Annotated in this window: 30 protein-coding genes; 11 read left to right on the top strand and 19 right to left on the bottom strand. The window is 65.1% G+C overall.

The window, feature by feature from the left end; genetic code table 11:
* Nucleotides 1-24 precede the first annotated feature (24 nt).
* From BM190_RS22635 to BM190_RS22610, 6 genes are all read right to left on the bottom strand, one after another.
* Complete coding sequence (locus BM190_RS22635; protein WP_092259157.1) at nucleotides 25-240, bottom strand: hypothetical protein; 216 nt, start codon at nucleotides 238-240, stop codon at nucleotides 25-27.
* A 145-nt stretch (nucleotides 241-385) separates the two neighbouring features.
* Complete coding sequence (locus tag BM190_RS22630; RefSeq protein WP_018316513.1) at nucleotides 386-1,693, bottom strand: adenylate/guanylate cyclase domain-containing protein; 1,308 nt, start codon at nucleotides 1,691-1,693, stop codon at nucleotides 386-388.
* A 30-nt stretch (nucleotides 1,694-1,723) separates the two neighbouring features.
* Nucleotides 1,724-2,887, bottom strand: a complete 1,164-nt coding sequence (locus tag BM190_RS22625) for an ABC transporter permease (RefSeq protein ID WP_092259154.1) — start codon at nucleotides 2,885-2,887, stop codon at nucleotides 1,724-1,726.
* The gene (locus tag BM190_RS22620) at nucleotides 2,884-3,816 is read right to left on the bottom strand and encodes an ABC transporter ATP-binding protein (protein ID WP_018316515.1); all 933 of its coding nucleotides are present in this window, start codon (nucleotides 3,814-3,816) and stop codon (nucleotides 2,884-2,886) included. Before BM190_RS22620 ends, BM190_RS22625 begins: the two co-directional genes overlap by 4 nt.
* Nucleotides 3,813-4,601: an HlyD family secretion protein gene (locus BM190_RS22615; protein WP_018316516.1), complete on the bottom strand. Its 789-nt coding sequence runs from the start codon at nucleotides 4,599-4,601 to the stop codon at nucleotides 3,813-3,815. Before BM190_RS22615 ends, BM190_RS22620 begins: the two co-directional genes overlap by 4 nt.
* Nucleotides 4,598-5,281, bottom strand: a complete 684-nt coding sequence (locus BM190_RS22610) for a TetR/AcrR family transcriptional regulator (RefSeq protein ID WP_018316517.1) — start codon at nucleotides 5,279-5,281, stop codon at nucleotides 4,598-4,600. The genes BM190_RS22615 and BM190_RS22610 overlap by 4 nt, the downstream gene beginning before the upstream one ends.
* A gap of 98 nt (nucleotides 5,282-5,379) precedes the next feature.
* On the opposite strand from BM190_RS22610, the gene BM190_RS22605 reads away from it, so the two are divergent.
* Genes BM190_RS22605 through BM190_RS22595 form a run of 3 tightly spaced genes read left to right on the top strand, consistent with a single transcriptional unit; the run spans nucleotide 5,380 to nucleotide 6,611 of the window.
* Nucleotides 5,380-5,715: an ArsR/SmtB family transcription factor gene (locus BM190_RS22605; RefSeq protein WP_092259151.1), complete on the top strand. Its 336-nt coding sequence runs from the start codon at nucleotides 5,380-5,382 to the stop codon at nucleotides 5,713-5,715.
* A complete protein-coding gene (locus tag BM190_RS22600) occupies nucleotides 5,712-6,185 on the top strand; it encodes an SRPBCC family protein (protein WP_018316519.1) in 474 nt (157 codons plus the stop codon). The genes BM190_RS22605 and BM190_RS22600 overlap by 4 nt, the downstream gene beginning before the upstream one ends.
* Nucleotides 6,186-6,197: 12 nt before the next feature.
* On the top strand, nucleotides 6,198-6,611 hold the full coding sequence (locus BM190_RS22595; protein ID WP_092259148.1) for a GFA family protein: 414 nt from the start codon (nucleotides 6,198-6,200) through the stop codon (nucleotides 6,609-6,611).
* A 4-nt stretch (nucleotides 6,612-6,615) separates the two neighbouring features.
* Here BM190_RS22595 and adhP read toward each other — a convergent pair whose 3' ends face one another.
* From adhP to BM190_RS22540, 11 genes are all read right to left on the bottom strand, one after another.
* Entirely contained in the window at nucleotides 6,616-7,641 is a 1,026-nt protein-coding gene (adhP, locus tag BM190_RS22590; RefSeq protein WP_092259145.1) for an alcohol dehydrogenase AdhP, read from the bottom strand.
* 138 nt (nucleotides 7,642-7,779) lie between these two features.
* Nucleotides 7,780-8,190: a DUF2000 family protein gene (locus tag BM190_RS22585; protein WP_092259142.1), complete on the bottom strand. Its 411-nt coding sequence runs from the start codon at nucleotides 8,188-8,190 to the stop codon at nucleotides 7,780-7,782.
* A gap of 82 nt (nucleotides 8,191-8,272) precedes the next feature.
* Complete coding sequence (locus BM190_RS22580; RefSeq protein ID WP_018316523.1) at nucleotides 8,273-8,662, bottom strand: DUF4189 domain-containing protein; 390 nt, start codon at nucleotides 8,660-8,662, stop codon at nucleotides 8,273-8,275.
* Between the two features lie 195 nt (nucleotides 8,663-8,857).
* The gene (locus BM190_RS22575; protein WP_092259139.1) at nucleotides 8,858-10,462 is read right to left on the bottom strand and encodes an NTP transferase domain-containing protein; all 1,605 of its coding nucleotides are present in this window, start codon (nucleotides 10,460-10,462) and stop codon (nucleotides 8,858-8,860) included.
* On the bottom strand, nucleotides 10,459-11,160 hold the full coding sequence (locus BM190_RS22570; protein ID WP_092259136.1) for an XdhC family protein: 702 nt from the start codon (nucleotides 11,158-11,160) through the stop codon (nucleotides 10,459-10,461). The genes BM190_RS22575 and BM190_RS22570 overlap by 4 nt, the downstream gene beginning before the upstream one ends.
* A gap of 2 nt (nucleotides 11,161-11,162) precedes the next feature.
* Nucleotides 11,163-11,486, bottom strand: coding sequence for an XdhC family protein (locus tag BM190_RS22565; RefSeq protein WP_007602422.1), 324 nt, complete (start codon nucleotides 11,484-11,486; stop codon nucleotides 11,163-11,165).
* A gap of 10 nt (nucleotides 11,487-11,496) precedes the next feature.
* Entirely contained in the window at nucleotides 11,497-12,699 is a 1,203-nt protein-coding gene (locus tag BM190_RS22560; protein ID WP_092259133.1) for a vWA domain-containing protein, read from the bottom strand.
* A gap of 147 nt (nucleotides 12,700-12,846) precedes the next feature.
* Nucleotides 12,847-13,770 carry an AAA family ATPase gene (locus BM190_RS22555; RefSeq protein WP_018316527.1) on the bottom strand — a complete coding sequence of 308 codons (924 nt, stop codon included), beginning with the start codon at nucleotides 13,768-13,770 and terminating at the stop codon, nucleotides 12,847-12,849.
* A gap of 60 nt (nucleotides 13,771-13,830) precedes the next feature.
* Entirely contained in the window at nucleotides 13,831-14,637 is an 807-nt protein-coding gene (locus BM190_RS22550; protein ID WP_018316528.1) for an FAD binding domain-containing protein, read from the bottom strand.
* A gap of 27 nt (nucleotides 14,638-14,664) precedes the next feature.
* The gene (locus tag BM190_RS22545; RefSeq protein WP_026201687.1) at nucleotides 14,665-15,150 is read right to left on the bottom strand and encodes a (2Fe-2S)-binding protein; all 486 of its coding nucleotides are present in this window, start codon (nucleotides 15,148-15,150) and stop codon (nucleotides 14,665-14,667) included.
* 134 nt (nucleotides 15,151-15,284) lie between these two features.
* Nucleotides 15,285-15,731, bottom strand: coding sequence for an SRPBCC family protein (locus BM190_RS22540; protein WP_092259130.1), 447 nt, complete (start codon nucleotides 15,729-15,731; stop codon nucleotides 15,285-15,287).
* Nucleotides 15,732-15,903: 172 nt separating this feature from the next.
* On the opposite strand from BM190_RS22540, the gene BM190_RS22535 reads away from it, so the two are divergent.
* The 3 genes from BM190_RS22535 to BM190_RS22525 are packed head-to-tail and all read left to right on the top strand — an operon-like array spanning nucleotide 15,904 to nucleotide 18,483.
* Complete coding sequence (locus BM190_RS22535; RefSeq protein WP_092259127.1) at nucleotides 15,904-17,259, top strand: 3-carboxy-cis,cis-muconate cycloisomerase; 1,356 nt, start codon at nucleotides 15,904-15,906, stop codon at nucleotides 17,257-17,259.
* 28 nt (nucleotides 17,260-17,287) lie between these two features.
* Complete coding sequence (pcaD, locus tag BM190_RS22530) at nucleotides 17,288-18,070, top strand: 3-oxoadipate enol-lactonase (protein WP_018316532.1); 783 nt, start codon at nucleotides 17,288-17,290, stop codon at nucleotides 18,068-18,070.
* A 20-nt stretch (nucleotides 18,071-18,090) separates the two neighbouring features.
* Entirely contained in the window at nucleotides 18,091-18,483 is a 393-nt protein-coding gene (locus BM190_RS22525; protein WP_018316533.1) for a carboxymuconolactone decarboxylase family protein, read from the top strand.
* Here the strand turns inward: BM190_RS22525 and BM190_RS22520 are convergent.
* Nucleotides 18,445-18,981: a hypothetical protein gene (locus tag BM190_RS22520; RefSeq protein ID WP_026201688.1), complete on the bottom strand. Its 537-nt coding sequence runs from the start codon at nucleotides 18,979-18,981 to the stop codon at nucleotides 18,445-18,447. The two genes, BM190_RS22525 and BM190_RS22520, sit on opposite strands and share 39 nt — an antisense overlap.
* Nucleotides 18,982-19,238: 257 nt before the next feature.
* Nucleotides 19,239-19,421: a hypothetical protein gene (locus BM190_RS40615; protein WP_018316535.1), complete on the bottom strand. Its 183-nt coding sequence runs from the start codon at nucleotides 19,419-19,421 to the stop codon at nucleotides 19,239-19,241.
* A gap of 275 nt (nucleotides 19,422-19,696) precedes the next feature.
* On the opposite strand from BM190_RS40615, the gene BM190_RS22510 reads away from it, so the two are divergent.
* From BM190_RS22510 to BM190_RS22490, 5 genes are all read left to right on the top strand, one after another.
* Nucleotides 19,697-20,614, top strand: coding sequence for an ABC transporter permease subunit (locus BM190_RS22510; protein WP_018316536.1), 918 nt, complete (start codon nucleotides 19,697-19,699; stop codon nucleotides 20,612-20,614).
* Nucleotides 20,615-20,623: 9 nt separating this feature from the next.
* A complete protein-coding gene (gene livM, locus BM190_RS22505) occupies nucleotides 20,624-21,943 on the top strand; it encodes a high-affinity branched-chain amino acid ABC transporter permease LivM (protein ID WP_092259124.1) in 1,320 nt (439 codons plus the stop codon).
* Nucleotides 21,940-22,773: an ABC transporter ATP-binding protein gene (locus BM190_RS22500; protein WP_091965931.1), complete on the top strand. Its 834-nt coding sequence runs from the start codon at nucleotides 21,940-21,942 to the stop codon at nucleotides 22,771-22,773. The genes livM and BM190_RS22500 overlap by 4 nt, the downstream gene beginning before the upstream one ends.
* Entirely contained in the window at nucleotides 22,770-23,513 is a 744-nt protein-coding gene (locus BM190_RS22495) for an ABC transporter ATP-binding protein (RefSeq protein WP_026201689.1), read from the top strand. The genes BM190_RS22500 and BM190_RS22495 overlap by 4 nt, the downstream gene beginning before the upstream one ends.
* A gap of 162 nt (nucleotides 23,514-23,675) precedes the next feature.
* Nucleotides 23,676-24,794 (top strand): branched-chain amino acid ABC transporter substrate-binding protein, encoded by a 1,119-nt coding sequence (locus BM190_RS22490; protein ID WP_018316540.1) that lies wholly within the window; start codon nucleotides 23,676-23,678, stop codon nucleotides 24,792-24,794.
* The last annotated feature ends 63 nt before the right edge of the window (nucleotides 24,795-24,857 follow it).

Here is a 24,857-nt window from a genome sequence, read left to right as displayed (position 1 = left end):
ACCCGACATCGTTTGTTGCGATCGTCAATAGGCGTACGGGTAAGTCGTGTTCGGCAGGCAGGGCGGCTGCGTGTAGGGCGCAGAGGCATACGCGCCCTCTGCCGGCGCCCTGACGCAGGAGTCGGACACCGCCTGAGTCACAGCAGCGCGCGGCGGGGCAGCGTGGCGCATCGTCGCGGCCTGAGCCTGGGTAGCGGCTGCGGCGATCAGGGCGGCGGCAACAAGGGTCATTCGGGTCATTGGCTTTCTCCGGGTGAGAAGTGAATGCCGAGGCGTCTCGGCTTCCACAATGCAAGACCCGAAAACTAGCAGGGATATTTCATCACGCGCGTTCAAGGCAGCGCGACTCCGCTTCAACCAAACGCGACTCGCGCTTGAAGAGCCGTTACCCCAATTGAAACACCGCGACCTTCCGCTCATAGCCGCGCACTTCGACCTCGCCGAGCGCAACAGCATCGTCACCATCGTTGCCGAGCGCCTCGCGCACGGTCTCCGAAATCAGGAGCTGCGAGCCGAACTCCTTGTTCAAAGCCTCCAGGCGCGAGGCGAAGTTCACGGTGTCGCCGATGACGGTGTATTCCTTGCGCCGGGGCGAGCCGATATTGCCGGCGACGACCTCGCCGAAATGGATGCCGATGCCGATGCGCAGCGGCCAGCTCGTCTGTGCGTTGATGTGGTCCATCGCACTCAGCATCTCGCGGCCCGCGGCAACCGCGCGATGCGCGGCGTCGGAGGCTTCCAGCGGCGCGCCGAACAACGCGAGAAAGCCATCGCCGAGAAACTTGTTCACGATGCCGCCGTGGCGATCGAGGATGTCGACCAGCACCGCAAAGGCGCCGTCGAGCCGGTCGACCACCTCCTGTGGCGTGCGCGACTGCGCGCCCGCCGTGAAGCCGCGGAAATCGACGAACATCACCGCGACGCGGCGGAGATCCCCGCCACCGCTGGTTCCCGCCGCCATCAGCCGCTCCACCACCTGTGGAGAGACGTGCTGGCCGAACAGGTTCGTCACCCGGTCACGCGCGGTCGCAGCCGCGATGCTCGCGGCGAACTGGCGGCGCAGCTGAGCGCCGACCGCGCCCGCCAGCGCGCCACAAATCAGGATGACGATGCTGCGCACAGCGTGGAAATAGATCAGGGGTTCGCCGGCCTCGTCGGCCGCGTTGTAGAGCAGCGCGACGGACAGAAGCCCGGCTGCGGCGACGAAGCCTGTAAACGCAGAGAGCCAGAAGTCGAGCCGCAAGGTCGAGAGGATGACGAAAATGAAGTACATCAGCGGCACGGCGAAACCGAGAGCCTGGCTCGCGCCCATGGTCCGGGTTTGCAGGATCAGGATCACCGTGGGCAGCGACGTCTCGATCAGCGTGCCGATATAGCGCCGGATCACCGGCAGGTCGCGATCGAGCCGGAGATTCTTCCTGATCTGGGTGTGGACCCAAACCTCGAACAGGATGAAGCCGCCGAGCAGGCCGTAGACCTCGACAAGCCCTTCCGTTCCGCGCCAAACCCGGTTCACCACACTGGGGTCGATCAAATAGATCGCGGTGAGCAGCACCATCATGACGCAGCCTGTCATGATCAGCGCCCGCACCCGGAGCAGCTCGGTGCGCAGTACCTCGCGTGTCAGCTCGCGCTCGAAATCCTCCGATAGCACGGCGTGCTGCCGTGTCCTCCTGCTGGCAAATCTGACCATTCCCGCCCCTCGATTCCGGGGCATTGTGCCTCAATCCAGCGTGCGGCGGAAGCGCGTCACGGCGATGGTCATGGCAAGCGCCATCAGGATCGCCAGCGCCAGGGCGTCGAAATGCAGATTCTGCATGGTCGCGCCCTTCAGCATGATGGCGCGGACGATGCGAAGGTAATGCGTCAGGGGCAGGCATTCGCCGAGATATTGCGCCCAGGTCGGCATCCCCGCGAAGGGAAACATGAATCCGGACAGCAGAATGCTTGGCAGGAAGAACATCATCGACATCTGCATGGCCTGGAGCTGGTTCTGCACCACCGTCGAGATGGTGTAGCCGATCGACAGGTTGGTGGTGATGAACAGCGTCGAGAGCAGCGCCAGCAGGAACAGATTGCCGAGCACGGGGACGCCGAACAGACCGACGCCGATCCCGATGATGAGGAATGCCTGCACGAAGCCGACCAGCACGTAAGGCACGATCTTGCCGAACATCACCTCGACCGGCTTGATCGGCATCGACAGCAGGCTCTCCATGGTGCCGCGCTCGACCTCGCGCGTGACCGACAGCGCGGTAAAGATCAGCATGGTCATGGTGAGGATGGTGCCGACCAGGCCCGGCACGATGTTGAGGCTGGAGGCCGCGGCCGGATTATAGCGGGCATGCGCACGGATCTCGAACGGCATCTCCGGGGGATCGCCGATGTAGAGATCGTGCTTGAGCGCGGTCTGCACGATCATGCCGAGCGAGCCGATCGCCGAGCTCGCCGCCACCGGATCGGTCGCATCGGCCGCGACCAGCAGCGCCGGCCTGTCGCCACGCCGTACCGCCCGCTCGAAGCCGCGCGGGATCTCGACACCGAACAGCACCTTGCCGGATTTCAGGAGGTTGTCGAAATCGTCGACGTCGTGCACCTCATAGAGGAAGCGGAAATAGGCAGTGTTCTCCAGCGCCTTCAGGATCGAGCGGGCGAGATCGGAATCCTCCTGGAGCAGCACCGCGCTCGGCAGATGGCGCGGCGTGGTGTTGATGGCATAGCCGAACAGCATGAGCTGCATCACCGGCAGCATCACGATCATCGCGAACGAGACGCGGTCGCGCCTCAGCTGAATGAACTCCTTGATCAGCATCGCATAGGAGCGCCGCAGGAAGCCGAAGCGCTCGCGGGTCTCGTGGCCTGGGGCCGGACGATCGACAGCACTCATTGGAAATTGTCCTTGGAGCGCCCCATCAGCTCGATGAATACGTCTTCCAGCGACGGCGACGATTTGTGCCAGTGCAAGCCATCTCTTTCGCGCCATGGCGCGACGCTGGCTTCGAGCGCGGCGACGTCGCGCCCCGACACGTGCAGCGAGGTGCCGAACGGCGCCACCATGTCGATCCCGGCCTTGCCGGTGAGCTCGGCCGCGAGCCCGTTGAGGTCCTCGCCCGTTACGGTGTAAGTCGTCAGCGCGGATTTCGCGATCACCTCCTCCACCGTGCCGTGGGTCAGCAGATGGCCGTATGCGATGTAGGCGATCTCGTGACAGCGCTCGGCCTCGTCCATGTAGTGGGTCGAGACCAGGACGGTGAGGCCCTCGGCGGCCAGCGCGTGGATCTCGTTCCAGAAGTCGCGCCGCGCCTTGGGATCGACGCCGGCGGTGGGCTCGTCCAGCAGCAGCAATTGCGGATTGGGCAGCGTGCAGGCCCCCAGCGCCAAGCGCTGCTTCCAGCCGCCCGAGAGTTCGCCCGCAAGCTGCTCCTCGCGCCCGGAGAGCCCGAGCCGCTTGATCATGTCGCGCGCGGCGCCGCGCGCATCGGCCAGACCATAGAGCCGCGCCACGAATTCGAGATTCTCGCGCACGGAGAGATCCTGATAAAGGCTGAAGCGCTGGGTCATGTAGCCGACCTGGCGCTTGATCTTTTCGGCATCGCGGCGGATGTCGTAGCCGAGACACGTGCCCTCGCCGCTATCGGGGGTGAGGAGGCCGCAGAGGATACGGATGGTCGTGGTCTTGCCCGAGCCGTTGGGCCCGAGGAAGCCATAGATCGAGCCGCGCTTCACCTGCATCGACAGATCGTGCACGACCTCGCGGCCGCCAAACGATTTGGTCAGGCCCTTGACGTCGATCGCGATGCCGTTGCCACCGTTCATCGCTTGTCCGCCACCGGGGTCTTGGGATTGAGATAGACGTCGATCGGCTGTCCGACCCGCAGCGCGTCGGGGCGCGACGGCCGCGCCTGGATCAGATAGACCAGCTTGTTGCGCTCATCGAGGCTGTAGATAACAGGCGGGGTGTATTCGGCCGAGGTCGCAATAAAGTAGATCTTTGCGGTGAGGTCGGCCGCGCAGTTGTCGCACGAGATGCGCACCGTGTCGCCGATCGCGAGCTTCGGCAACTCGGTCTCCGGCACGAAGAAGCGCAGCTTCATGTTACCGGGCGGCATGATCGAGAGCACCGGCCGCTGCGCCGCCACCATCTCGCCCTCGCGGAAATAGATCTGCTGGATGGTGCCGGCAACCGGCGCAAAGCCCTTACGCCGCGCCATCCGCGTCTCCGAGGTCGCCACCCGCGCCTCCGCGACGCGCAAGGCGGACACGGCGGAATCGAGATTGGCCTGCGTGCCCGAACCGGTCTTGTTCAACGAGGCCGCGCGGTCATAGGTCTGCTGCGCGTTGGCGAGCGTCGCCTTCTGCTGGTTGAGGTCGGCAAGCTGGAGATCGTCATCGACGGAATAGAGGTGATCGCCGACCTTGACCTCGTCGCCTTCGCGGACGTTCAGCTTGGTGACCCGCCCGGCTTCGTCGGGGCTGACGAAGATCATGTCGGCCTCGACCCAGCCCTGGAAACCGGGATCGCGCTTTTCCTGGCAGCCGGCGAGCGAGGCTGCGAGCGCCATCACCAATGCAATGCTGAAAATTGTTTGCGACGACCTCATGTCGTCCTCCGTTCGCCAAAAATCAAATCGAGATGAACGCGAAGCATGTCCTGTGCATCGAGCGGCGCGTGCCGCGCAAACAGGCTCTGCCAGATCACCGCGATCATCGCCGGCGCGACCAGGATCTGCGGATAGCGCGCGAGGTCCTTCTCGCGGATCTCGCCGCGGGCGATGCCGAGCTCGATCAGGGCGCGCATGGCGGCGATCCCGCGCGAGACGACCTCACGGTAGTAGAAATCGGCGACGGCCGGAAAGCGCGGCCCCTCCGCCACGATCAGCCGCACCAGATCGCCACGCCTGGTGCCGATGACCTCTTTCAGGAAATTGCTGGCAAACGCCTCGATGAGGTCGCGCACCGAGCCAGTCGGCGGCGGCAGCGCGGTCAGCCGAGCCACGACAGGAACGATCACGATGCGCACCAGCTCCTCGAACATTGATTCCTTGTCCTTGAAGTGCAGGTAGATCGTGCCCTTGGCGACGCCGGCGCGTTTGGCAATGTCGTCGAGTCGCGTTGCGGCGAAACCGCGGGCGATGAACTCCTCCATCGCGGCCTCCACGATCGCCGCGCGCCGCTCCTGCGCGCGCGCAGCGCGATTCGATGCAGGCACCTCTCCGCGGGCTGACGCAGGCTCTGCGCTCAGGGCCGACTTGTTGGCGAGCTTGGTCGACTTCTTCATCATCAGATATATATGACTGACCAGTCAGTCACAGTCAATACCGCGATAGAAGTAGAAGAATTAGCATTGACTAATGAATTAGCCTCTACTAATTGAATGTCATGATCGAAACTGCTCCAAACCCCGTCACCACCGTAATGCGTGCCCTCGCCGACCCGACGCGCCGAGCGGTGTTCGAGCGCGTGTTCGAGAGCAAGGAGATCAGCGTCGCCGAACTGACGCGCGGCAGCGGCGTGACCCAGGGCGCGATCTCGCAGCACCTGAAGTCCCTGAAGCAGGCCGGACTCGTCGCCGAGCGCGCCGAGGGCCGCAACGTCTATTACCGCGCCGCACCGCAAGGGCTCGAACCGCTGGTCACCTGGATGGACCATTACGGCGTGTTCTGGCGCGAGCGCTTCCAGAACCTGCGTGACCTCTTGAAGGAGATCGATCCGTGAGTGCTGCTTCCAAAGCTCAAGCCCAACACCAGACCAAAGACATCGTCATCGACGAGGTCTTCCCTCACGCCGTCGCGACGATCTGGAAGGCGCTGACCAGCGCACAGTTGATTGCGCGCTGGCTGATGCCGCCGACCGGTTTCGAGGCCGTCGAAGGCAACACCTTCACGTTCAAGACCAACCCGGCCGGCGCGTGGGATGGCACGATCCGTTGCCGCGTTCTGGAGGTCGTGCCGAACCAACGCTTCGCCTTTGCCTGGAAGGGTGGCGACGAGGGTAACACCGGTTACGGCTCGGCGCTCGACACCGTCGTCACCTGGTCCCTCACGCCGGTCGAAGCCGGGACGCGCGTGCGCGTGGTGCATTCGGGCTTCGTGACGCCGACGAACGACACCGCTTATCGCAACATGAGCGACGGCTGGGTCAAGGTGCTGCAGCGGCTCGATGCCATCTCCGGCGAAGACAAGTAAGGAAGCATCGCAATGGACAAGCCCTACACCGGCGGCTGCGCCTGCGGCGCGATCCGCTATTCGATTGTCGGCGAGCCCCTGTTCAGCAATCACTGCCAGTGCCGCGACTGCCAGCGCGAAAGCGGCAGTGCACATGGCTCATACGCGACGTTCGCGCGAGCCGGCGTCACGCTAACCGGCGAGGCGAAGCATTGGGACATGGTCGCCGACAGCGGCAATGTGAAGACGCGCGGTTTCTGCACGCAATGCGGCGTGCCTGTGTACATGACCTTCGCGGCACAGCCCGACGTCCTCACAATTCGCGCTGCGAGCCTCGACGAGCCTGCCCGCTACAAGCCGCAGGCGGTCACTTTCGCCGCGCGCGGCCATGACTGGGATCGCCTCGATCCCAGCCTGGTCAAGTTCGAGGGCATGCCGCCTGGATGAGACGCTAGCCGAAATCCAGCACCATGCGGCCGTCGATCTTGCCGGCCTTCATCCGCTCGAAGACGTCGTTGATTTGCGCCAGGGGCACCTTCGTCACTTCGGCCTTCACCTTGCCGTCCGCAGCGAATGCGACGGCTTCGTCGAGATCGCGCCGCGTGCCGACGATGGAGCCGCGCACCGTGATGCGCTTGAGGACGACGTCGAAGATCGGCGTCGGGAATTCGCCCGGCGGCAGGCCGACGAGGCTGACGGTGCCCTTCCGGCGCACCATCTTCAGCGCCTGGGCGAAAGCGGCGGTCGAGACCGCCGTCACCAGCACGCCGTGAGCCCCGCCGCCGGTTGCCGCAAGAACTTTGTCGACCGCGCCATCCGCGAGTGCGTTGACCGCGAGATCTGCGCCGGTTTCGCGCGCAAGCTCGAGCTTGTCCTCGGCGATGTCGACCGCGGCAACTTTCAGCCCCATCGCCTTGGCGTACTGGATCGCGACGTGACCAAGCCCGCCAACGCCTGAGATCACCACCCATTCGCCGGGCCTCGCCTCCGTCTCCTTCAATCCCTTGTAGGTGGTGACGCCCGCGCACAGGATCGGCGCGATGGCGGCAAAATCGACCGTCGCCGGCAGCTTTGCGGCAAAGGCAGCCGAGGCGATGACATATTCGGCAAAGCCGCCATTGACGCTGTAGCCGGTATTGTGCTGGTGCTCGCACAGGGTTTCCCAGCCGGTCTCGCAATATTCGCAAGACATGCAGGCGTCGTGCAGCCAGGCGACGCCGACGGCATCGCCGACCTTCAGATTCTTCACGCCGGGTCCGAGCGCGGCGACGATGCCCGCAGCCTCGTGGCCGGGAATGAACGGAGGAACCGGCTTCACCGGCCAGTCACCCGAGGCTGCATGCAGATCGGTGTGACAGACGCCGCAGGCCTTCACCTTGACCAGAATCTCGCCGGGACCGGGCTGCGGCACCGGCACGTCCTCGATCACCAGCGGCTTGCCGAATTGCTTGACGATTGCGGCTTTCATGGTCGGCATCTGCTGCTCCTCTGCGCTTTGCGAAGCAGAATAGCGATGCCGTCCGGTGCTCCTTTGACGGGGGTCAAACAGCACAAAGTTTGCGCAAGCCGTCCCTCATCATGGCACCACCAAGACGCCGCGGGGAATGTCGACGTGTCAGCTATGGAACTTGAGGCCGTCGAGGATCTTGTCGATCACCTTGCGCTCGGCGCGCATGGCGATGCCGACGAGATTGAGATCGTTGCGCGCGACCACCCTCACCGCCTCACGGTTAGCGGCATCGTGCGTGGTGCTGAACATGTCCTCGGTATAGACCGCCGGCTTGACGTTGCGCGTGAGCGCACGGTCCAGCGCGCGCGACAACGCCGGACCATCGGCGCCATAGATCAGGATCGGCTGACCGATCAGCGCATGATATTTCGTGCCCGAGGCGTCCTCATAGGCTTCGCCGATGCATTCGGGAAAGGCCGCAGCGATGCCGCTGGTGAGGAAGGACGCAACGTTGAGCTTCTGCCAGGCCTGAAGATCGGTGCGGATCACGACCGCGATCTTGGTGTCGAATTGCATGTGGTTCCTTCGATTGTCATTCCGGGCTCGATGCTACGCATCGCCCCGGAATGACAGCAAGAGGAATCAGCGCTCGACGAAATCAACCCTTGGCATCGCAGGCCCAGGCGCGGATCACGCATTCCTTGCCGCCGTATTTGTAGCATTCGCGCGTGGCGGCGTTGAGCGAGGCCGAAATCTTCGGCTTGACGGCGTAGCCATAAGCGCCGCAAGGGTTGGTCATATCGACCGACATCGCGGCGCAGGCGCGCTTCATCGTCACCGTCGTGCAATCGCCCTTGCACTGCTTCTGCGCCGCGGCACGCGCCTCGTGCTCGTGGCCGTAATCAAAGGCCTGGCCATAAGCGCCGCATTTGCCGACTGCAATCGCGCCGGCGGCATGGGCTTCGGTGACATAGCGGGCGCCCGTGACGGCAACTGACAAGACAAAGCAAAACATCGCGCAACGGCGCGCGACGACGTTCGAAGCCATGGAAAATCCCCTCCCCCCAAGGCAGGTGGAGGCAACTCTAAGCGCCGGTCGTTTCCAGATGGTGAACGGGTGGTTGAAATCGAAGAGTTGAGAGGTCCCGTAGGGCGGATTAGCGAAGCGTAATCCGCCTCAATTGTTTGCGCGGGGAAACACAGTGGCGGATTACGCCTTCGGCTAATCCGCCCTACGGCACCTTCATCCCCGTCTTGCCGCTTCAAGCGCCTGCGGCGTGTCGATGTCGAGGAAGGCGCTCTCGCCGTCCACCGGCACCTCGGCAACCGCCTCCGTGTGCTTGGCGATCAGGTGGCGCGCGCCGACGTCGCCATCGAGCGTCATCAGCTCCTTGAAGAAGCGGCGCGACCACAGCACGGGATTGCCGCGGCGGCCCTCGCTGACGGGCACGACGATGAGATTGCCACGGTCGGGCGCAAAGCCGTCGATGAGACGGTCGATCAGGCCGGCATCGATCAGCGGCATGTCGCCGAGACACACCACGGCGCCATCACAGCTTTCCGGCACGGCCGCGATGCCGGCCTTGACCGAGCTGGCGATGCCGCCTGCGAAGTCCGGATTACGCACGAATTTCACCTTCAGGCCTTGCAGTGCCTGCTCGACCAGTTCGGCCTGATGCCCGGTGACGACGATCACCTCGGAGGCCTTGGACGCCAGCGCCTGCTCGGTCGCGAGCCGCACCAGCTTCTTGCCGTCGAGCTCGGCGAGCAGCTTGTTCGGCCCGCCCATCCGGGTCGAACGGCCCGCAGCGAGCACGATGGCGGCGACCTGGCTATTGCCCTCGGTCTCGGGCTGTGCGCGTGGCTGCGGCCGCGTCACGATCTCCATCAGCAGGCCGCCGACGCCCATGCCCATGAGTTCGGACCGCGTCACCTTGATGCCGGCGAGAAGCCGCATCAAGACCCAATCAAAACCGTTCTCGACCGGCGAGCGCGCACAGCCCGGTGCGCCCAGCACCGGAACGTCGCCGGCCCGCGCGATCAGCAAGAGATTGCCGGGATCGACCGGCATGCCGAAATGCTCGATCTCGCCGCCGATCCTGGTGACCGCCGCCGGAATCACGTCGCGGCGATCGGCGATCGCGGAGGCCCCGAACACGATGACGAGCTCGGCACCGAGGCCGAGCAACTCCTTGATCGCGGCTGACAGGGCAGCTTCGTCGTGCTGGACCCGCCGCTCGGCGATGATGCTGGCTTCCGCGGGCGCGAGCCGCTCGGCCGTGACGCGCAGCGTCTTGTCGATCACCTTGGATGACAAGCCCGGCAGCAGCGTCGAGACCACGCCGACGCGCTGAATCACGTAAGGCGCGATCTTCAGCACGTCCTTGCCTGCGGCCTTCACCGCGGCATCGCGCAAACTTCCTTCGACGCCGAACGGGATGATCTTGACCGTGCCGACCATCTCGCCCTCGACCACCGGCTTGTAGGCGGTGAGCGTCGCAAAGGTGATGGCCTCGTCGATGTTGTTGATGCGGTCGACCGCGGCGCGGTCGATCACCAGAACGCCCGGACGTGCGGCGAACAGATTGGCGCGGCCGGTGAAGGCGCGTTCGACATGAATGCCCTCGCCGCCGACGGCCAGCGCGATGCCGGCGGCCGCAACGTCCTCGGAGACGTCGCCCGCCTCCATGCGCACCACGACGATGTCCTTGATGCCGGCCCGCGTGAGCTGCTCGACCTCGGCAGGCCCGATCGTCGTGCCCTTCTTCAGCACCAGCGGTCCCTGGCGCAGGGTGTGGACGGTCACCCCGCCGATGGCATCCTCAGGGCTCGCCGGGCCGAACTTCATGCCGCTTCTTCTTTTTCCTTGGGAGGCAGGCGGAGCACCGCCGTGATCTCCGCCATGATCGACACCGCGATCTCGGACGGGGAGACCGCTCCGATCGCAAGGCCAATGGGCGCGTGGATGCGCGCGATGTCGCTTTCCTTGGCGCCCTGCGCCCGCAGCCGGTCGCCGCGCTTGGCGTGCGTCTTCCGCGAACCGAGCGCGCCGATATAGAAGCAGCCGCGCTCGAAGGCGTGCAGCAGCGCCGGGTCGTCGATCTTGGGATCGTGCGTCACCGCGACGAAGGCGGTGTAGGCATCGACGTTGAGCGGCGGCAGCGCCGTGTCCGGCCATTCGGCCACCAGCGGAACGTCGGGAAAGCGCTCGGGGCTGGCGAACGCCGTGCGCGGATCCACGACGGTCACGTCATAGCCGAGCGAGCGCGCCAGCGGCGCCAAGGCCTGGCTGATATGGACCGCGCCGACGATGACGAGTTTTGCTGTCGGCGCGTAGACGTTGAAGAACAGCTTCTTGCCGCCGGCCTCGACATTGGCGCTCTTGCCCATGCGGAGTTGCTTGTCGAGTTCGGCGCGCAACGGATCTTTTGCAAAATCCTTCGCCTTCACCAGGCGCTGCTCGCCGCTCTCGGTGTCGGTCACCAAGATCACCGGCCGGCGCGCGGCCCGCTCGGCGTTGAGTTCGTGCAGGACCTCGAGCTTCACGGCTAACCGACCTTCTCGACGAAGACGCGAATGGTACCGCCGCACGACAGCCCGACGTTCCAGGCGGTCTCATCCGCGACGCCGAACTCCAGCATCCTCGGCTTGCCGCTCTGGATCACGTCCATGGCCTCGGTGACCACGGCGCCCTCGACGCAGCCGCCGGAGACCGAGCCCAGGAATGTACCCTCGTCGTTGATGACGAGGCTGGAGCCCGCCGGGCGCGGCGCCGAGCCCCAGGTCTCCACCACGGTGGCGAGCGCGACGCCACGGCCCGCCTTTTGCCAGTCCTCCGCCGCCTTCAGAATATCCTCGTCGCGATCGAGCATGGGGTGCCTCTCAAGCTGCGGAGCGGATCAGGCTGCGGTGATGCGGCGGCAGCGGCCGGGAGAGCGTCGTGATCAGCTCCTGGATCGAACTCAAATTATGTACCGGGCGGAATTCGTCAACGTGCGGGAGCATCATTTTGATGCCCTGGGCCTTGGCCTCGAAGCCGCCGAACCGCAGCAGCGGGTTGAGCCAGATCAGGCGCCGGCACGAGCGGTGCAGCCGGTCCATCTCGAAGGCGAGCCTGGAATCCGCCTCCCGCTCCAGCCCGTCGGAGATCAGGAGCACGATGGCGCCCTGGCTCAACACGCGCCGCGCCCACAATTTGTTGAAGTTGTGCAGCGAGGCCGAGATCCGCGTGCCGCCGGCCCAGTCCTCGACCGAGGCCGAGCAGCTCGCCAGCGCCTCGTCGGGATCGCGCTGGCGCAGCGCGCGGGTGACGTTGGTCAGCCGGGTACCGAACAGGAACACCGAGACGCGCTTGCGCGCATCGCCGATGGCATGGAGGAAATGCAGGAACAGGCGGGTGTACTCGTTCATCGAGCCCGAGATATCGAGCAGCGCCACGATCGGCGCCGGCTTCTCGATCCGCCCAAGGCGATGGATATCGATGATGTCGCCGCCGGTGCGCAAGGAGGCGCGCAGCGTGCGGCGGAGGTCAAGGCGAAGCCCGCGCGCATCAGGCCGCTGCCGGCGGGTCAGAAGCTCGGCCTGCGGCAGATGCATCCGCTCGACGGCACGCAGCGCCTCGGCGATTTCCGCCGCACTCATCTGCGCAAAATCCTTCTTCTGAAGGATCTCCCTGTCGGACACCGACAGGCGCAGATCCTGCTCCTGGTGCTGCGGCGTCTCGGTCATGCGCGGCTGCGACATCGCCTCCTGCACGCGGCGGGAGCCCGCCTGCGGCTTCTTCTTGGCCTCGTCCGGCAGCGGCACCGAATCCAGCATGTGCTTCCACTCTTCCGAGGCGCGGAAGAACAGGTTGAAGGCCTGCTTGAAGATCAGCGCGTGCTCATGGCGCTTGACGAAGATCGCCTCCAGCGTGGTGAAGACGTCGGCGCGGTTGCCGATGTCGATCACCTGGAGCGCGCTCATGGCGTCGATGACAGCGCCCGGCCCGACCGGCATGCCCGCAGAGCGCAGCGCGCGGGCGAAGCCGACGATGTTGTCGGCGAATTGCTCGGTCTGCTCGGGCGCCAGGTGGTTGATGGCCATGGTCTATCCTCGCTCCGTCATTCCGGGGCGTCGCGCAGCGACGAACCCGGAATCCAGAGATTGCAGCGCGAGATTCTCAGGTGCGCAATTGCGCACCGGAGTTCGCGCTGACGCGCGCCCCGGAGTGACGAACTCAAATGACGCGCGTCAATTCTCGCTCGTCGCTTCCTTCAGCACCTTCTGCAGGGTGTCGCCCTGCATCCGGGTAATGTCGTCCTGGTACTTGAGCAGCGCGCCCAGCGTGTCGCCGACCACTTGCGGGGTCAGCGAGCGGGCATCTAACTCCGACAGCGCGGTGGCCCAGTCGATGGTCTCGGCGACGCCCGGCGACTTGTAGAAGTCCTGGTTGCGCAAAGCCTGGACGAAGCGCACGACCTGCTGCGACAGCTTTGCGGAGATGCCGGGCACACGCGACTTGACGATCGCGAGCTCGCGCTCGGCGGCGGGATAGTCGACCCAGTGATAGAGACAGCGCCGCTTCAGCGCGTCGTGGATCTCGCGGGTGCGGTTGGAGGTGATGATGACGATCGGCGCGGCGGGCGCCTTGACGGTGCCGAATTCGGGGATCGTCACCTGGAAGTCGCTGAGGATTTCGAGCAGGTACGCCTCGAACGCCTCGTCGGCCCGGTCGAGCTCGTCGATCAGCAGCACCGGTGGTCCCGCAACGTCGGGCTCCAGCGCCTGGAGCAGCGGCCGCTTGATCATGTAGCGGTCGGCGAAGATGTCGCTCGAGAGCTGGTCGCGATCGGTGTCGCCGGCGGCTTCCGCCATCCGGATCGCGATCATCTGGGCGGCGCTATTCCACTCGTAGACCGCGGAGGAGACGTCGAGGCCTTCGTAGCACTGCAGGCGGATCAGCTTCCGGCCGAGCGCTGCGGACAAGACCTTGGCGATCTCGGTCTTGCCGACGCCGGCCTCGCCTTCCAGGAACAGCGGCCGGCCCATCCGCAGCGAGAGATACGTCACCGTCGCCAGCGACCGCTCCGCGAGATAGCCGCGCGACGTCAGGAGTTCGAGCATCGCATCGACCGATGCCGGCAAGGCCCCGGAAGTATTGGCCGCTGAAGTCATGAAAAAGCCAGTCTCGCTACGCCCTCACCGGGACAAGTTTGGCCGAGGCGTGAGGTTCACTCACTCCTTGGCATTGGCGGCATCGAGGGCACGCCGCGTCAGCACGCCGATGAGGTGCGCACGGTATTCGGCGCTGCCGTGGATATCGCTGTTGAGGCCCTCGGCCGGCACCTCGATGCCGTCAAGCGCCTTCGCGGCGAAGCGCTTCTTGAGGGCTTCCTCGAACGCAGTGACGCGGAACACGCCTTCGGAGCCAGCGCCGGTGACGGCAACCCGCACGTCGGACGGACGCCGTGCCACGAACACGCCGACCAGCGCATAGCGCGAGGCCTGGTTGCGGAACTTGATATAGGCCGCCTTCTTCGGCAGCGGGAACATCACCTTGGTGATGATCTCGTCGGCTTCCAGCGCGGTCGAGAACAGGCCCTGGAAATACTCTTCGGCCTTGAGGCGCCGCTTGTTGGTAACGATGGTCGCGCCCAGCGCGAGCACGGCGGCCGGATAGTCCGCGGTCGGGTCGTTGTTGGCGAGCGAGCCGCCGATCGTGCCCTTGTGACGTACGGCGGGATCACCGATTCCGCCGGCAAGATTCGCGAGCGCCGGGATCGCCTCGCCGACGACCGCGGAGGTCGCGACCTCGGCGTGCTTGGCGGTGGCGCCGATCACCAGCGAACGGCCCTTCATCTCGATCGTATTGAGCCCCTCGATATGGGAGAGGTCGACAAGGTGCGGGGGACTGGCGAGGCGCTGCTTCATGACGGGAATCAGCGTGTGGCCGCCGGCGATCACCTTGGCGTCTTCGTTCTTCACCAGGAGGTTGGCGGCCTGCCGAACGGTCCCGGGGCGATGATATTTGAATTCGTACATCTGAATGTCCTGATCGCGGGATGCGCGTTACGCGAGGTCGGATTTCGCCATCGCCTTGGCGCCGGCGGAGATCGAGGCGACGATGTTCTGGTAGCCGGTGCAGCGGCAGAGATTGCCTTCTAATTCTTCCCGGATCGTATGGTCGTCGAGCTCGTTGCCCTTGCGGTGCACGATGTCGATCGCGGTCATGATCATGCCCGGCGTGCAGAAGCCGCATTGCAGGCCATGGTGCTCGCGGAAGGCCTCCTGCATCGGATGCAGCGGCGCGCCGTCTGCGGCCAGCCCCTCGATCGTCTTGACCTCGTGGCCGTCGGCCATCACCGCAAGCGTGGTGCAGGATTTCACGGCCTTGCCGTCGACATGCACGACGCAGGCGCCGCACTGCGAGGTGTCGCAGCCGACATGGGTGCCGGTCAGGCGCAGATTCTCGCGCAGAAACTGCACCAGGAGGGTGCGGGGATCGACGTTGGCGGTGACTGGATTGCCGTTCACGATGAGGGAGATTTTTGCCATAAGCACTCTCTATCAGCGCCCCGACGGGTCCCGTCGAAGCGGTTCTTATAATTATTCCAACCCATCATATGGGCCATTATGCCCCGGGGCAACATCGCCCGGGACGCAAGGTGCCATGCCGAAGGCGATGACCTTCAGCCCTGTACCGCCTTGGCGAAGTTCGCGAAAAATTCGTCGGCGAGTTTCTTGGCGGCGCCGTTGATGAGGCGCTGGCCGAGCTGCGCCAACTTGCCGCCGATCTGCGCCTCGACATCGTAGGACAGCAGCGTGCCGCCGTCCTTCTCCGCCAGCTTGACCACCGCGCCACCCTTGGCGAAGCCGGCGACCCCGCCCTCGCCCTCGCCCGAGATCTTGTAGCCGTTCGGCGGGTCGAGATCGGAGAGTGTGACCTTGCCCTTGAAGCGTGCCGACACCGGGCCGACCTTCATTTTCGCAGTAGCGCGAAAGCCGCCGTCCTCGGTCCTCTCGAGCTCCTCGCAGCCGGGGATGCAGGCCTTCAGCACCTCGGGGTCGTTGAGCTTGGCCCACACGGCCTCACGGGACGCCGCAAGCTGGACTTCGCCGTTCATCGTCATGGCCATGAGGGTGCCTCCCGGATCGCGTAACTATTGTGCTGATCAAGTAACGCAGGGACGCGGCAAAGGAAAGGGCGGCGCCCGGTCACGTGCAATGCATATTCGCAACTGCAAAAAGACGTGTGCGGCCGCTTGGGGATTGGCACAGCCGGGCCATGATGATTAGGTCGCGCGCAACATGAGCACATCCCTCTCCCCCCTGCTCGCACCGATGCTGTCGAGCGCCGCCATGCGCGCGGTCTGCGATGACCGGTCGACCCTGCAGAACATGCTCGATTTCGAGGCAGCCCTGGCACGCGCGGAGGCCGCCACGGATGTGATTCCGGCCTCTGCGGTGGTCTCGATCGAGGCCGCATGCAAGGCCGATTCCTTTGACATGGCGGCGCTGGCGGAGGCCGCGACGCGATCGGGCAATCTGGCGATTCCCCTGGTCAAGATGCTGACCGCCAATGTCGGCAAGGCCGACACGGAGGCCGCGCGCTACGTGCATTGGGGCGCAACCAGCCAGGATGTTATCGACACCGCGACCATGCTCACGCTTCGCGCCGGCCTCGATGCGCTGGACGCCGACCTCAGCCGCGCCATCAGGGGATTCGCCGCGCTGGCGCGCAGCCATCGCAACACCGCGATGGTGGCACGGACCTGGCTGCAGCACGCGCTGCCGATGCCGTTCGGGCTCAAGGCCGCCGAATATGCCGCAAGCCTCGCCCGCGCCCGGTGCCGCCTGCGGCGGTTGTCCCGGGAGGGCCTCGCGCTGCAATTCGGCGGCGCCGCCGGCACGCTCGCGGCCCTCGGGGACAAGGGGCTTGCCGTGGCAGAGCGTCTCGCGCAGGAGTTGAACCTGCCGCTACCGGAAGCGCCCTGGCACACCCATCGCGACCGCATCGCGGAGGCCGCTTCGGCTTTCGCTATTCTGGCAGGAACCTGCGGCAAGATCGCGCGCGACGTTTCGCTGATGATGCAGACCGATGTCGGCGAAGCCTTCGAGCCCGCCGGCGAAGGCCGCGGAGGCTCCTCGACCATGCCGCACAAGCGCAACCCGGTCTCCGCCGCAAGCGCGCTGGGCGCAGCCACAATGGCTCCGCAGCTTGCAGCGACGATATTTGCCGCGCAGGTGCAGGACCACGAACGCAGCGCGGGTCCCTGGCACGCGGAATGGCCGACGCTGCCGCAATTGATGCTGGTCACATCGGGCGCGCTGGCCGCCATCGTCGACATCGCCGAGGGCCTCGACGTCGACGCAGCGCGCATGCGCAGCAATCTCGATGCAACCCACGGGCTGATCATGGCGGAAGCGGTCACCTTTGCGCTGGCCGACAAGATCGGCAAGAGCGACGCGCATCATCTCATCGAGGCCGCCAGCAAGCGCGCGGTTGCCGAGAAGAAACATCTGCGCGAGGTGCTGACCGCCGATTCGCAGGTTACTGCGCACCTTTCGCCGGAAAAAATTGCGGCATTGTTCGAACCGATGGCCTATCAAGGGGCTTCCCAAGCCTTGATCGACCGGCTGCTCGACAGCCTCGACCGCGAATAAGAACCGCAAAGTACGACGGAGACGCCGCATGCCCATGATCGATGCCGACGGTTGCCTGCTCAACGTCTCCGTCGAGGGCCGCGATGGCGGGCCGACGCTGATGCTGTCCAACTCGCTCGGCTGCACGCTGCAGATGTGGGAGCCCCAGATGAAGGCGCTGACGCAGGTATTTCGCGTCATCCGCTACGACCGCCGCGGCCACGGCAAGTCGAACGTTCCGCCCGGCCCCTACACGATGGAGCGCTTCGGCCGCGACGTGCTCGCGATCCTCGACGACCTCAACATCGAGAAGGTGCATTGGTGTGGCTTGTCGATGGGCGGCATGGTCGGACAATGGCTGGGCGCCAACGCGCCGGAGCGCTTCGGCAAGCTCATCCTCGCCAATACCTCCTGCTACTATGCCGAGCCGACCAAATGGCTGGAGCGCATCGACGCCGTGAAGAAGGGCGGCATCGCCGCGGTCGCCGATGCCGTGATCGCGGGATGGCTGACGCAGGACTTCCGCGAGCGCGAGCCTGACATCACCGCGAAGATGAAATCGATGCTGCTCGCCTCGCCCGTCGAAGGCTACCTCGCCTGCTGCGAGGCGCTGTCGACGCTCGACCAGCGCGCGCTGCTGCCGAAAATCAAGAGCCCGACTCTGGTGATCGCCGGCCGCCACGACATGGCGACGCCGATCTCGGCGGGTGAGCTGATCCGCTCGAATATTCCGGGCGCAAGCATGACCATCATCGACGCCGCCCACATTTCCAACGTCGAGCAGCCGCACGCGTTCACGGATGCGGTGGTGGGATTTTTGACGCAGCGCTAGTTGTTATCCGGAGAAACACCATGGACGACCAGAAGCGCCGCGATGCCGGCATGAACGTGAGACGGAAGGTGCTGGGCAATGCCTGGGTCGACAAGTCGATCGCGAACCGCAATGCGTTCAACACCGACTTCCAGGACATGATCACCCGCTACGCCTGGGGCGAAATCTGGACGCGGCCGCATTTCGACGAGCGCACGCGCCGGGTGCTGGTGATCGGCACCATGGTCGCACTCGGGCAATGGGACGAGTTTCGCCTGCACGTTCGTGCGGCGCTCGCCGAAGGCGGCTTCACCCCCGACGACATCAAGGAAATCCTGCTGCAGCAGGCGATCTATTGCGGCGTGCCGGCGGCGAACCACGCCGTCAAGGAAGCCTCAGCGATTGTGCAGGAGCTCGGCCTGCTCGAGTCCTAGCGAGGCAGGGATCTCGGCAGGGGTCTCGACGATCTGCGGAGCAGCATCGGGCCGCTCGATCAGGATCACGATGGCAGCACCGAGCAGCAGGAGCAGCTCGGTGGCATGCAGCCGGAGCGCGGCCATCTCGCCGACCTTCGAAGCCATCACCATGCTGGCAAACGAGATCAGGCTGCCGATCGCCAGCGCGATCCCGAGCGCCTCATCGCTGCCGCCGGACTTGCGGATTCGGGGCACGCAGAGCAGAGCGAGATAGATCGCAAAGAACGCCACCACTGTGAGCCGGCCCAGCGCAAGCAGCCAGGCCGCGCGCACCGTGCTCATCCCTGCCATCTGGAGATGGTCGCTGAGGAACAGCGCGACGGCAACGCTCGGCCGCTCGTAGAGGCCGTGCACCGGCGCGACGATGATGTTGAAGGCGACGATGGTCCAGGCCGGAATGAAATAGGCCGCCAGCAGCGCGCCGTTGACCGAGCCGATCCGCCAATTCCTGAACATGCCGCTTCCCGCTTCGTCGACCACGCGCCTTCCGCCGGGAAGGCTTTGCCGGGAGCTAACTCGCATCGGACTGCGGCGGCAATTTAAACCCTTTGTTTACCTTAACTGCCCTGCCCCGTCATTCCGGGGCGATGCGCAGCATCGAGCTATCTCGAGATTCCGGGTCTGGTGCCAACGCACCATCCAATTGCCCCCAAAAAAAGACCCCGCCTTGCGGCGGGGCCCTCCTCACTACCCTTCGTTCTCGGGCTCCCAAATTACTTGTCCTGCTGGCCGCCCTGCTGCTGGCCGGGGCGATCGCCCTGGCGCATCGGATCGTTCTGCTGCTGCTGTCCGGGTTTCTGTCCGCCGCCCTGCTGCTGGCCCGGCTGTTGACCTGGGCGTTGCTGGCCGGGGTTCTGACTCTGCTGACCCGGATTCTGGTTCTGCTGCTTCGTCATTCGGGGAACTCCCTTGTTGGACGTCAGAGGCGAGATAACGGCCGGCATCCGCTTTGGTTGCCCGCGGAACCGGGTTCCTCGCAGTTGCGGAACCGCTGGCCAAATGAGCTCTGTACAAGACCTTTTGCCGGAGCGTGAGCTGTTGCAGCCGCCAGTTCCCTCCTGTTACAAATCCGGAAGAATGCTAGGGGCTGCCGGGGCCCAAGAAACGGCCCAAGAAACCCACTTTCCTAAGAGCTCCCTTTGAGCCCGCGTCAGGTTTGGTACGGCAGCCCATGGATTACTTCGCCCAGCAGCTCATCAACGGTCTCGTTCTGGGCTCGATCTACGGCCTGATCGCCATCGGCTACACGATGGTCTACGGCATCGTCGGCATGATCAACTTCGCCCATGGCGACGTCTTCATGATCGGCGGCTTCATCGCCCTGATCACCTTCCTGATCCTGATCTCGTTCGGACTGACCGCGATCCCGCTGATCCTGCTGGTCGTGCTGCTGGTCTCGATGGCGATCACCGCGCTCTATGGCTGGACCATCGAGCGCATCGCCTACCGGCCGCTTCGCCATTCCTTCCGCCTCGCCCCGATGCTATCGGCGATCGGCATGTCCTTCGTGCTGACCAATTTTTCGCAAGTGGCGCAAGGCGCGCGCGTCAAGCCGATCCCGCCCTTCATCACCGGCGGCTACACCCTGCATGAGAGCACGGACGGCTTCGTGATCCAGCTCTCCAACATCCAGATCATGGTGGTGATCACCACCATCGTGCTGCTGGCCCTCTTCACCTGGCTGGTGTCGCGCACCCGGCTCGGACGCGACATGCGCGCCTGCGAGCAGGACCAGACCATGGCGGCGCTGCTCGGCGTCGACGTCGACCGCACCATCTCCATGACCTTCGTGATCGGTGCCGCGCTCGCCGCGGTCGCGGGCCTGATGTACCTGCTCTATTACGGCCTCGTCGATTTCTTCATGGGCTTCGTTGCCGGCATCAAGGCGTTCACCGCTGCGGTGCTCGGCGGCATCGGCTCGCTGCCCGGCGCCATGCTCGGCGGCCTCGCGATCGGCCTGATCGAGACGTTCTGGTCAGCCTATTTCTCGGTCGAGTACAAGGACGTCGCCGCGTTCTCGATCCTGATCGTCGTGCTGATCTTCATGCCGACCGGCCTGCTCGGCCGTCCCGAAGTCGAAAAAGTCTGACGGTCGCGCGTGACAGCTCCCTCGACCAACACGGCCAAACCTGCAACGGGCATCGTCGCTCTCCTGAAGACGGCCTTCATCAACGCGCTGATCGCGCTGGTGCTGTTCTCGCTGATGATCGGCATCCGCACCGAGGCGGGCGCCTCCGGCCAGCTCACCTATTGGACCCGCTTCGGCGACCTCGCCTCCATCGTCGCCGCCGTGTTCGGCGGTTCGATCGTGATCGAGCTGCTTCGGCAATGGATCGGCCCGACCGGCGCCGAGAAGCTGGTGCCGCCGGCGGTGCAGAGCGGCATATCGTTCATTGGCCGCTACCTCGCGCCGGCGCTCCTGATCTTCACGCTGCTGGTGCCGGTGATCTTCTATAACCAGCGCTACATCCTCGACCTCGCGATCCTGGTGCTCACCTATGTCATGCTGGGCTGGGGATTGAACGTCGTGGTCGGGCTCGCCGGCCTGCTCGATCTCGGCTACGTCGCCTTCTATGCGGTCGGCGCCTATTCCTACGGACTGCTCGCCACCAATTTCGGCTGGTCGTTCTGGATCTGCCTGCCGCTCGCCGGCATCCTCGCCGCCTTCTGGGGCGTCCTGCTCGGCTTCCCCGTGCTGCGCCTGCGCGGCGACTATCTCGCCATCGTGACGCTCGCCTTCGGCGAGATCATCCGCCTCGTCATCATCAACTGGCAGGATCTCACCGGTGGCCCCAACGGCGTCTCCGGCATTCCCCGCCCCACCTTCTTCGGCATCCCGCTCGACAACAGCGATGACGGGCTCGCCGCCAGGCTCGGCATCGAATATTCGCCGACGCACCGCATCGTCTTCCTGTTCTATCTGATCCTGGCGCTGGCGCTGCTCACCAACTGGGCGACGATCCGCCTGCGCCGCCTGCCGATCGGACGGGCCTGGGAAGCCTTGCGCGAGGACGAGGTCGCCTGCCGTGCGCTCGGCATCAACACCACGACCACCAAGCTCACGGCGTTCGCGACGGGTGCGATGTTCGGCGGCTTTGCCGGCGCGTTCTTCGCCACCCGGCAGGGCTTCATCAGCCCGGAATCCTTCACCTTCCAGGAATCGGCGCTGGTGCTCGCCATCGTCGTCCTCGGCGGCATGGGCTCGCAGCTCGGCGTCGCGCTCTCCGCGCTCGCCATGATCGGCGGCTTCGAACTGTTCCGGGGCCTGGAGGGCTATCGCATGCTGGTGTTCGGCATGGCCATGGTGCTGATCATGATCTGGCGGCCACGCGGCCTGATCGGCCATCGCGCACCCACCGTGTATCTGACCAAGGCGAAAGCGATCTCCTCCGACCTCGTCAAGGAAGGCCACGGATGAGCGGCGACAAGATTCTCAGCGTCGACCGGCTCGCCATGCGTTTCGGCGGCATCGTCGCCGTGCAGGACCTTTCTTTCGCCGCCGAGCGGAAGAAGATCACCGCGCTGATCGGGCCGAACGGCGCCGGCAAGACCACCGTCTTCAACTGCATCACCGGATTCTACAAGCCGAGCGGCGGCGCCATTCGCCTCACCCATGACGGCGGCAGGACGATCGCGCTGGAGCGGCTGAACGATTTCCGCATCGCCAAGCAAGCCAAGGTGGCCCGCACCTTCCAGAACATCCGGCTGTTTCCCGGCATGACCGCGCTGGAAAACCTGATGGTGGCGCAGCACAACGCACTGATGCGCGCCTCCGGCTTCACCTTCCTCGGCCTGATCGGCGCCCCCGGCTATCGCGACGCCGAAAAGCGCGCGATTGATCTCGCCACGGACTGGCTCAAGCGAGTCAACCTGCTCGACCGCGCCGACGATGCCGCCGGCAATTTCGCCTATGGCGACCAGCGCCGGCTCGAGATCGCGCGCGCCATGTGCACCGAACCCGCGCTTCTGTGCCTGGACGAGCCCGCTGCCGGCCTCAATGCGCGCGAGAGCGCAGCCTTGAGCGAGCTCCTGCTGTCGATCCGCGACGAGCTCGGCACCTCGATCCTCCTGATCGAACATGACATGTCGGTGGTGATGGAGATCTCCGACCACATCGTGGTGATGGACCATGGCGTCAAGATCGCCGAAGGCACGCCGCGCGAGGTCCGCGACGATCCCAAGGTGATCGCCGCCTATCTCGGCGCCGACGAGGAAGAGGCGGCAGCCGTGATGGAGGGCGGGTCATGACCGCGGCACCCTCTCCCCTGCTCGCGATCCGGGGCTTGCGCGCCGCCTACGGCAAGATCGAGGCGCTGAAGGGCGTCGACGTCGAGATCAATGCCGGCGAGATCGTGGCGCTGATCGGCGCCAACGGCGCCGGCAAGTCGACGCTGATGATGACGATCTTCGGCAAGCCGCGCGCCCGCGCCGGCCAGATCCTGTACGAAGGCCGCGACATCACCGACGTCCCCACCCACGAGATCGCGCATTTGCGCATTGCGCAATCGCCGGAGGGCCGCCGCGTCTTCCCGCGCATGAGCGTGGCGGAAAACCTCCAGATGGGGGCGGATGCCACCGAATGCACCGAGGGCGAACGCGAGGCGACGCTGCAACGCGTCTTCACGCTGTTTCCGCGCCTGAAGGAACGCTACGCCCAGCGTGGCGGAACGCTGTCCGGCGGCGAGCAGCAGATGCTGGCGATCGGCCGCGCCTTGATGAGCCGTCCCCGCCTGCTCCTGCTCGACGAGCCCTCGCTTGGCCTTGCGCCGCTGATCGCGCGCCAGATCTTCGATGCGATCCGCACCCTGAACCGGCAGGACGGCCTGACCGTCCTGATCGTCGAGCAGAACGCCAACCACGCCCTCAAGCTCGCCCATCGCGGCTATGTCATGGTCAATGGCCTGATCACGCTGGCCGGTACCGGCGCCGAATTGTTGCAGCGCCCCGAGATTCGCGCGGCCTACCTGGAAGGCGGCCGGCACGGCTGACCGGCCGGCAAGCCCGACCCGCGTGCGGCCCCGTGTGGCGAGATATCTCTGCCGATGCCAGTATTTTGCCGGTGACTTCTCGGTAAATTCATTCGAGAATGGCGCCGGTTTGAACCGGGCACGCCCGGCAACTTCCACAGGCGACCACCCGCGAGGTATCTCATGAAGTCACTGAAGCTCATCGGTCTGGCATTCGGCGCGTCGATCGCGCTTTCGAGCGCGGCGTTCGCGCAGGATGTCACCGTCGCAGTCGCAGGCCCGATGACCGGCGGCGAGTCCGCCTTCGGCCGCCAGATGAAGAACGGCGCCGAAATGGCCGTGGCCGATATCAATGCCGCAGGCGGCGTCAACGGCAAGAAGCTCGCGCTTTCCGTCGAGGACGATGCCTGCGACCCGAAGCAGGCGCGCTCGATCGCCGAAAAGATCGCCGGCGCGAAAATCCCGTTCGTGGCCGGGCACTATTGCTCGTCGTCGTCGATCCCGGCTTCCGAAGCCTATGCCGACGGCAACGTGCTGCAGATCACGCCGGCCTCGACCAATCCGCTGTTCACCGAGCGCAAGCTTTGGAACGTGGCGCGCGTCTGCGGCCGTGACGATCAGCAGGGCCTGATCGCGGCGCAGTACATCGCCAAGAACTACAAGGGCAAGAACATCGCGATCCTCAACGACAAGACCACCTACGGCAAGGGTCTTGCCGACGAGACCAAGAAGGCGCTCAACAAGGCCGGCGTCACCGAGAAGATGTACGAGTCCTACAACAAGGGCGACAAGGACTTCAACGCGATCGTCTCGCGCTTGAAGCGCGACAACATCGACCTCGTCTATGTCGGCGGTTACCATCAGGAGAGTGGCCTGATCCTGCGTCAGATGCGCGACCAGGGCCTCAAGACCGTGCTGATGGCCGGCGACGCGCTCGCCGACAAGGAGTACGCCTCCATCACCGGCCCGGCCGGCGAAGGCACGCTGTTCACCTTCGGCCCCGATCCGCGCAACAAGCCGACCGCGAAGAAGATCGTCGAGGCTTTCAAGGCCAAGAATATCGACCCGGAGGGCTACACCCTCTACACCTACGCGGCGATGCAGGTGTGGTCGCAGGCGGCCAAGAAGGCCGGCACCACCGACGCGAAGAAGGTCATGGAGGCGATGAAGGCCGGCAAGTGGGACACCGTGATCGGTCCGATCGAGTATGACGCCAAGGGCGATATCAAGCAGATCGACTACGTCGTCTACAAATGGGACGCGAAGGGCAACTATGCCGAGATCAAGGGCAACGGCACCTAAGCCCGCTTGACGCGCCCTCGGGCCGCCATACAATCGTCACCACGCCCCGGCTCGCCCGGGGCG

This window comes from Bradyrhizobium sp. Rc3b (genome assembly GCF_900114915.1).
Lineage (GTDB): Bacteria > Pseudomonadota > Alphaproteobacteria > Rhizobiales > Xanthobacteraceae > Bradyrhizobium.
Note: the sequence above shows the minus strand (reverse complement) of the source record. Positions and strands in the feature narration are given on the sequence as shown.